The sequence below is a fragment of the Rhodococcus sp. 14-2483-1-2 genome (assembly GCF_002259405.1).
Lineage (GTDB): Bacteria > Actinomycetota > Actinomycetes > Mycobacteriales > Mycobacteriaceae > Rhodococcoides.
Map to the genome: position 1 here is coordinate 1 of NZ_NPFW01000026.1, position 3,252 is coordinate 3,252.

General features: G+C 55.0%; 1 rRNA gene. It reads right to left on the reverse strand.

What is annotated here, in order from left to right:
* Positions 1-53: 53 nt before the first annotated feature.
* Positions 54-3,208 (reverse strand): 23S ribosomal RNA (locus CH295_RS27390).
* Between the last annotated feature and the right edge of the window lie 44 nt (positions 3,209-3,252).

Consider the following 3,252-nt stretch of genomic DNA (forward strand, 5'->3'; position numbering starts at 1 on the left):
CTGAACAACTCGTGTGTTGTTTCAGATATTGCACAGTGGACGCGTAGCTTCTTTGTGGTAAGTCCTCGGCCTATTAGTACCAGTCACCTGCATCGGTTACCCGACTTCCAGTTCTGGCCTATCAACCCGGTGGTCTGCCGGGGGCCTTACCCCCTCGAGGGGGTGAGAAACCTCATCTTGGAACAGGCTTCCCGCTTAGATGCTTTCAGCGGTTATCCCTTCCGAACGTAGCCAACCAGCGGTGCTCCTGGTGGAACAACTGGCACACCAGAGGTTCGTCCGTCCCGGTCCTCTCGTACTAGGGACAGCCTTCCTCAAGTTTCTTACGCGCGCGGCGGATAGAGACCGAACTGTCTCACGACGTTCTAAACCCAGCTCGCGTGCCGCTTTAATGGGCGAACAGCCCAACCCTTGGGACCTACTCCAGCCCCAGGATGCGACGAGCCGACATCGAGGTGCCAAACCATCCCGTCGATATGGACTCTTGGGGAAGATCAGCCTGTTATCCCCGGGGTACCTTTTATCCGTTGAGCGACACCGCTTCCACTTGCCGGTGCCGGATCACTAGTCCCGACTTTCGTCCCTGCTCGACTTGTCAGTCTCACAGTCAAGCTCCCTTGTGCACTTGCACTCGACACCTGATTGCCAACCAGGCTGAGGGAACCTTTGGGCGCCTCCGTTACATTTTAGGAGGCAACCGCCCCAGTTAAACTACCCACCAGGCACTGTCCCTGAACCAGATCATGGTCCGAGGTTGAGGTATCCAATACGATCAGAGTGGTATTTCAACAACGACTCCACAGTAACTGGCGTCACCGCTTCACAGTCTCCCACCTATCCTACACAAACCGAACCGAACACCAATACCAAGCTGTAGTGAAGGTCCCGGGGTCTTTTCGTCCTGCCGCGCGTAACGAGCATCTTTACTCGTAATGCAATTTCGCCGAGTCTATGGTTGAGACAGCTGAGAAGTCGTTACGCCATTCGTGCAGGTCGGAACTTACCCGACAAGGAATTTCGCTACCTTAGGATGGTTATAGTTACCACCGCCGTTTACTGGGGCTTAAATTCTCAGCTTCGCCATTGCTGGCTAACCGGTCCTCTTAACCTTCCAGCACCGGGCAGGCGTCAGTCCGTATACATCGTCTTACGACTTCGCACGGACCTGTGTTTTTAGTAAACAGTCGCTTCTCACTGGTCTCTGCGGCCCCACCCAGCTCACACTGCAAGAGTGATCACCGGACAGGGCCCCCCTTCTCCCGAAGTTACGGGGGCATTTTGCCGAGTTCCTTAACCATAGTTATCTCGATCGCCTTAGTATTCTCTACCTGACCACCTGTGTCGGTTTGGGGTACGGGCCGTGTAACAACTCACTAGAGGCTTTTCTCGGCAGCATAGGATCACTGAATTCGCCTCAATCGGCTACGCATCACCTCTCAGGCTTCATGAACGGCGGATTTGCCTACCGTTCGCCCTACAGGCTTACACCAGTACAACCACTGACTGGCCCAGCTACCTTCCTGCGTCACCCCATCGCTTGGCTACTACCAGATCAGGTCCCACGCATCCACCACACGCCTCACTCTCGAAAGAGATCGGTCATCTGGATTCAGGGTGGTTAGTGTCACTGATTCACCATGGGCGCGGTTACACGGGTACGGGAATATCAACCCGTTGTCCATCGGCTACGCCTGTCGGCCTCGTCTTAGGTCCCGACTCACCCTGGGCGGATTAACCTGGCCCAGGAACCCTTGGTCATTCGGCGGACGAGTTTCTCACTCGTCTTTCGCTACTCATGCCTGCATTCTCACTCGCGCAGCCTCCACACCTGGATCACTCCGATGCTTCCATGGCTGCACGACGCTCCCCTACCCACCCACACACCTGGCTGAACCCTCGCAAGAGAACAGCGGGCTATTGTGTGAGTGCCGCAGCTTCGGTGGTGTACTTGAGCCCCGCTACATTGTCGGCGCAGGATCACTTGACCAGTGAGCTATTACGCACTCTTTCAAGGGTGGCTGCTTCTAAGCCAACCTCCTGGTTGTCTTCGCGACCCCACATCCTTTTCCACTTAGTACACGCTTAGGGACCTTAGCTGGCGATCTGGGCTGTTTCCCTCTCGACTACGAACCTTATCGCCCGCAGTCTCACTGCCACGCTCTCACTCACCGGCATTCGGAGTTTGGCTGATTTCGGTAAGCTTGTAGGCCCCCTAGACCATCCAGTAGCTCTACCTCCGGTGAGAAACACGTGACGCTGCACCTAAATGCATTTCGGGGAGAACCAGCTATCACGGAGTTTGATTGGCCTTTCACCCCTACCCACAACTCATCCCCTCAGTTTTCAACCTAAGTGGGTTCGGTCCTCCACGACGTCTTACCGTCGCTTCAACCTGGCCATGGGTAGATCACTCCGCTTCGGGTCTAGAACACGCCACTACACCACACAAGGTGGATACGCCCTATTCGGACTCGCTTTCGCTACGGCTACCCCACACGGGTTAACCTCGCGACATGCCACTAACTCGCAGGCTCATTCTTCAAAAGGCACGCCATCACCAGCAACAGTAAACTGTTCACCAGCTTTGACGGATTGTAAGCGCACGGTTTCAGGTACTATTTCACTCCCCTCCCGGGGTACTTTTCACCTTTCCCTCACGGTACTAGTCCGCTATCGGTCACCAGGGAGTATTCAGGCTTATCGGGTGGTCCCGACAGATTCACAGCAGATTTCACGGGCCCGCTGCTACTTGGGTATCCACAACGACAGTTGCAATGTTTTCGTCTACGGGACTCTCACCCTCTACGACAGGCCGTTCCAGACCACTTCGACTAACACCACAATTTCTCACTGTCGGCCGATCCGGCAGAATCGACAATGCAAACCCCACAACCCTCCATACGCAACCCCTGCCGGGTATCACACGCACAAAGTTTGGCCTCATCCGCTTTCGCTCGCCACTACTCACGGAATCACTATTGTTTTCTCTTCCTGTGGGTACTGAGATGTTTCACTTCCCCACGTTCCCTCCACACACCCTATATATTCAGGTGCAGGTAACACGACATCACTCGTGCTGGGTTTCCCCATTCGGACACCCTCGGATCACAGCTCGGTTGACAGCTCCCCGAGGCTTATCGCAGCCTCCTACGTCCTTCATCGGCTCCTGGTGCCAAGGCATCCACCGTACGCTCTTCATTACTTACAACAAAGATGCTCGCGTCCACTGTGCAATTCTCAAACAACACACAC